The organism is Candidatus Pyrohabitans sp., assembly GCF_054014795.1.
On record NZ_JBPMGE010000056.1, the window covers coordinates 1 to 4,883 of the forward strand.

At 56.0% G+C, this 4,883-nt stretch carries 6 protein-coding genes and 1 pseudogene; 6 read left to right on the forward strand and 1 reads right to left on the reverse strand.

Annotated elements, in window-relative coordinates; translation table 11 throughout:
- Positions 1–303: pseudogene (locus ACXJJW_RS06330) on the reverse strand (hypothetical protein); the annotation flags it as partial.
- Positions 304–410: 107 nt separating this feature from the next.
- Between ACXJJW_RS06330 and ACXJJW_RS06335 the strand changes: the two are divergent.
- The 6 genes from ACXJJW_RS06335 to porB form a co-directional block, all read left to right on the forward strand.
- Entirely contained in the window at positions 411–791 is a 381-nt protein-coding gene (locus tag ACXJJW_RS06335) for a CBS domain-containing protein (protein ID WP_456474892.1), read from the forward strand.
- Between the two features lie 68 nt (positions 792–859).
- Positions 860–1,987 (forward strand): Coenzyme F420 hydrogenase/dehydrogenase, beta subunit C-terminal domain, encoded by a 1,128-nt coding sequence (locus ACXJJW_RS06340; RefSeq protein ID WP_456474893.1) that lies wholly within the window; start codon positions 860–862, stop codon positions 1,985–1,987.
- Positions 1,984–2,523: a pyruvate ferredoxin oxidoreductase subunit gamma gene (locus ACXJJW_RS06345; RefSeq protein ID WP_456474894.1), complete on the forward strand. Its 540-nt coding sequence runs from the start codon at positions 1,984–1,986 to the stop codon at positions 2,521–2,523. Before ACXJJW_RS06340 ends, ACXJJW_RS06345 begins: the two co-directional genes overlap by 4 nt.
- Positions 2,520–2,783 carry a pyruvate synthase subunit PorD gene (gene porD / locus ACXJJW_RS06350; protein WP_456474895.1) on the forward strand — a complete coding sequence of 88 codons (264 nt, stop codon included), beginning with the start codon at positions 2,520–2,522 and terminating at the stop codon, positions 2,781–2,783. Before ACXJJW_RS06345 ends, porD begins: the two co-directional genes overlap by 4 nt.
- The gene (gene porA / locus ACXJJW_RS06355) at positions 2,783–3,955 is read left to right on the forward strand and encodes a pyruvate synthase subunit PorA (RefSeq protein WP_456474896.1); all 1,173 of its coding nucleotides are present in this window, start codon (positions 2,783–2,785) and stop codon (positions 3,953–3,955) included. The genes porD and porA overlap by 1 nt, the downstream gene beginning before the upstream one ends.
- 101 nt (positions 3,956–4,056) lie before the next feature.
- Positions 4,057–4,883, forward strand: an 827-nt coding sequence (gene porB / locus ACXJJW_RS06360; RefSeq protein WP_456474897.1) for a pyruvate synthase subunit PorB, incomplete at its 3' end; no start/stop codon positions are given.

The window sequence follows — 4,883 nt, forward strand, 5'->3', positions numbered from 1 at the left end:
GCCGATAATCTGCGCCAGCCTGCGGTGCACAAAGAAATCGCCCTCACCCCGCGAACCCACGCCGAACTCGCCCATGCCAACACCTGCCTCAGCGTAGCCGAGAAGTTCATGCAGAAAGGCGTTGTCGAGATTGCGAAAGCCCAGAGAAGCCTTGACCTCCTCCACCACAGCGCGAGCAAAGCGCAGGCGCTGCTCCTCGCTCCAGTCTTTAAACTCGGCGATGCGTGCCGCCAGTGCTCCCGCTACCTTAGCCTCGTCTTCGCCTCTGAGCAATCTTTTGCGGGCAAATCCTTCAAGGTCCATTCGCAGTTCCTTCTATTATATTAGGCAGGTGTTTCGCAGGTTATGGGGGGTGCCTACATTCAAAAAGGTTAATATATCAACTGCAATATTTTATAGCGGGTGCTGAGATGAAGGTCAAGGAGATAATGCATGGAATAACTGTGGTGAAGCCAGATACAAGCATAAAGGAAGTCGCCGAATTGATGACAGCGAAACGCATAGGTTCGGTACTGGTTGAGCTTGCTCCCCTGCGCTACGGTATACTCACTGAGCGCGACGTCCTTACCAAGGTTGTGGCAAATGACGTTGACCCGAGGAGTGTAAAGGCAAAGGAAATTATGTCAGAGCTTCGCGTAACCATAGATGCCGAGGCAAGTGTGGAGAAGGCGTCGGAAATCCTCAATGTACACCACATCCGCCGCCTGCCTGTGATGAGGGACGGTGAGATTGTTGGTATGGTCACCGCCCGAGATGTGGCAAAGGCATGCAGGAAGCTCTTCTCGAGGTAGCCAAAAAATATTTATAATGAAAAATCGTGATAATTGTTAATATCGGTGATTGACGTAGAGGTGAAGAAATGAAACTTGCCTATGTGGGGCTACCCTGTCAGCTTCAGGCGTTGCATAAGCTTAGGCTCTTCAGGAGCGAAATAGGGCAGGACTGGGCAAACAGTGTGAGCCTTACCGTCGGGTTGTTCTGTCGCGAAAACTGGGCGTACACATGCTTCCGTGCCCTGATTGAAGACGACTATGGCGTTAAGCTGGGAGAGTTTGATAAGTTCGATATAAAGAAAGGCAAGGTGATAGGACTGCGTAACGGCGAGGTTTTGCTGGAGATACCTCTGGCAGAGACAAAGCCCTATGTGCGCGTCGGATGTCAGGTATGCCTTGACTTTTCTGCCGAGCTCACAGACCTGAGTGTGGGTGCCGTGGGCTCACCAGCTAAGTACAGTACAGTGATAGTGCGAACAAAGCGGGGAATGGACCTGCTTAAGGCCGCTGAACGTGAGGGCTATGTTGAAGTGAAGCACATAAGTGAGGTCAAGCCAGGCACAAAGCTTGTGCTCAAGCTAACAAAGGACAAGCGGGATGAGAATCTCGCCGAGGCTGAGCGCCGCGAGCGCGCGGGTTATGTGGCCAGGCACATCACAACCCTTGGTGACAACAACCTGGAGAAGCTGGTGGAAGAGGCTCAGGGTAAGACCTTCGCTGACCTGGAGCGCGATGTGATCGACGCCGGAATGTGTGTCTCCTGCGGCACCTGCGTGGCTGTGGCAAGGGACAGGCTGGAGATGGTGGAGGAGCGCCCCCGCCTGAAAGAGGGGGCAGAGGATGGAGAGATTACCGGCGCCTACCTCGCCTGCCCGCGCACCTCACTGCCCGGGATGGCTATTGCAGAAAGGCTGTTCGCAGAAGAGGGCGAGATGAAAAACGACAGCCTTGGCAGATACCTGGATGTCTTTGCTGTAAAGGCGGCTGAGAAGGCGAGGCTCATTCGCTGGCAGGATGGCGGCGCAGTTACTGCGCTCCTGCTGTATGCGCTTAAGGCTGGAGAAATAGACGGTGCTATCGCAGCCAGACGCGATGAAAACTGGCGACCCATAGCTGTGCTCGCAAAGAGCGAGGAGGAGCTCAGGGAGACTGGAGGAACACTCTACTGCTACGTGACCAACATGCCCCTGCTGCGGGAGGTGGCTTCAAAGTGAAAGAGATACGCTTCCACGGACGGGGTGGTCAGGGCGCTGTTACCGCCGCGGACCTTCTCGCGATGGCGGCCTTCTTCGATGGCAAGTACTCCCAGGCTTTCCCGAGCTTCGGCACAGAGCGCAGGGGGGCGCCGGTAACGGCCTTCGCGCGGATAAGCGACCGCTTCATTCGCCTGAGGTGCCAGATTTATGAGCCCGACTACATAGTGGTGCAGGACCCCTCGCTGCTCGAGGTTATAGACGTGGCAAAGGGGCTCAAAAGCGATGGCAAGGCGCTTATAAACACAGAGAAGGGTGAGATTAAGCTGAACACTCAGGCTGAGGTTTACTCCATCAACGCCACAAAGATCGCCCTGGATGTGCTGGGCGTGCCCATAGTTAACACCGCCATGATTGGCGCCTTTGCGGCGCTCACAGGAGAGGTTTCCCTGGATTCAGTTATAAAGGCGGTGCGCAGGAGGTTCCCGCCAAAGCTTGCGGAGAAGAATGTCCGCGCAGTTGAGGTCGCCTACGAGAAGATGGAGGCCAGACTATGAAGGTTAACATCGCTGCTTGTGTTACAGAGCCCGGAAGCTCAAAACGCAATAAAACAGGAGGATGGCGCGTCTTCAGGCCTGTGATTGACAACAAGCGCTGCATAGACTGCGGAAGCTGCTGGATTTTCTGTCCAGATGCATGCATAATCCGTGACGAGAACAGAGAGTATAAGGTTGACCTGGACTTCTGCAAGGGGTGCGGAATCTGCGCCAACGAGTGCCCCTCTGAAGCGATAGAGATGGTACTGGAGGAGAAGTGATGCCCCACAGAGATGTGATGCATGGCTCCCGCGCAGTTGCGGAGGCTGTAAAGCTGTGCAAGGTTGATGTGGTATCAGCATACCCTATTACGCCTCAAACGCATATCGTTGAGGACATCGCCGGAATGGTGGCAAACGGCGAGCTTAAGGCCGAGTACATAATGGTGGAGAGTGAGCACACCGCCATGAGCGCGTGTATAGGTGCGAGTGCAACTGGAGCGAGGGTGTTCACCGCTACCGCCTCGCAGGGGCTTGCACTTATGCATGAAGTGCTCTGGATAGCCTCTGGCATGCGCCTTCCAATTGTGATGGTCAATGCAAACCGTGCTATGAGTGCACCCATAAACATCTGGAACGACCAGAGCGATTCCATCGCCGAGCGCGACTCCGGCTGGATACAGATTTATGTGGAGACCAATCAGGAGGCGCTGGACAGCGTAATTCAGGCTTACCGCATTGCGGAGCATGAGGATGTGCTGCTGCCTGTGATGGTGTGCATGGACGGCTTTGTGCTAACCCACACTGTGGAGCCTGTGGAGGTGCCCGACGAGGAGGAGGTTAAGCGCTATCTGCCAGAGCTTCACCTGCCGCATGTGCTTGATCCCGAGCAGCCGGTGACAATGGGTGCGCTGGGGGATCCCGGCTACTATATGGAGTGCAGGAAGCAGCAGGAGCTTGCAATGGAGAATGCGCTCCGCGTGGCTGAGCAGGCTGACAGGGAGTTTAGCTCAATCTTTGGACGGGGTTATGGTCTGCTCGAGGGCTACAATCTGGAAAACGCCGAGGTTGTGCTTATCACAATGGGCTCCCTGGCGGGCACCATCAAGGAGACCATTGACGCCCTGGGCGACGAGAGTGTGGGTCTGCTCAGACTCCGCCTGTTCCGCCCCTTCCCCAAGGAGGAGGTGCGCAGGGCCCTCGCGAATGCAAAGGTGGTCAACGTAATAGAGAAGGACGTATCAATAGGTTTTGGCGAGGGTGCTCTGTTTACAGAGCTAAAGAGTGTGTTCTACGACAGTGGTATGAAGATTATTGGTACAGTTGCCGGCCTGGGTGGACGGGATATAACCATGGAGCATATCAACGAGGCTGTGGAGCGGGCAAAGCGCGCTCTGCAGGGCGAGAGCGTTGAGGAGGTAACTTGGGCAGGCTTAAAGGAGGAAGCACTGTGAAGGTTGTTGCTGATATCCCGAGTTATGTGAAGTGCCGCCATGTTTGCGGCGCGAATCTTGCGGCGAGCCGCTGCTTCAATTTCAGGCTCAATGTCAAGGAAGTGAGCGAAGAGGAGTACTTCGCCCCCGGGCACAGGGGCTGCGCTGGCTGCGGGTGTACAGTGGCCATGAGACTGGCGCTGAAGGCAGCGGGCAGGAGTGTTATAACAACCCACGCCACTGGTTGCATGGAGGTTGTTAGCTCCCCCTATCCGGAGACCGCCTGGGAGGTGCCCTGGATACATGTTGCCTTTGAGAATTCCGCTGCGGTGGCGAGCGGTGTGGAGGCGGCGCTTAGGGCACTGGGCAAGAAGGACAGGGTTAAGGTAATTGCCTTCGGCGGCGATGGTGGCACCGTGGATATAGGCTTTCAGGCGCTGAGCGGCGCCCTGGAGCGTGGTCACGACTTTGTTTACATCTGCTACGATAACGAGGCGTACATGAACACCGGTATACAGCGCTCTGGCGCTACGCCCTACGGAGCGAGCACCACCACCTCGCCTCCGGGCAGGGAGAGCTTCGGCAACCGCACCTTCAAGAAGGATATGCCGCGCATAGTCGCTGCCCACGGCATACCCTATGTGGCAACGGCGAGTGTGGCCTTCCCCCTGGACTACATGGAGAAGGTGAAGAAGGCGCTGAGCATCGAGGGACCGGCGTATGTGCATGTGCAGGCGCCATGTACCCCGGGATGGGGTATAGCAAGCGAGAAGAGCATAGAGATCGCCCGCCTGGCTGTGGACAGCGGAATGTGGATACTCTATGAGATAGAGAACGGCAAGAGCAGGGTGACCTACAAGCCCACGGTGAAGCGTCCTGTTAGAGAATATTTGCAAATGCAGAAGCGCTTTAAGCACCTCAGCGATGAGCACATCGAGGTGCTTCAGCG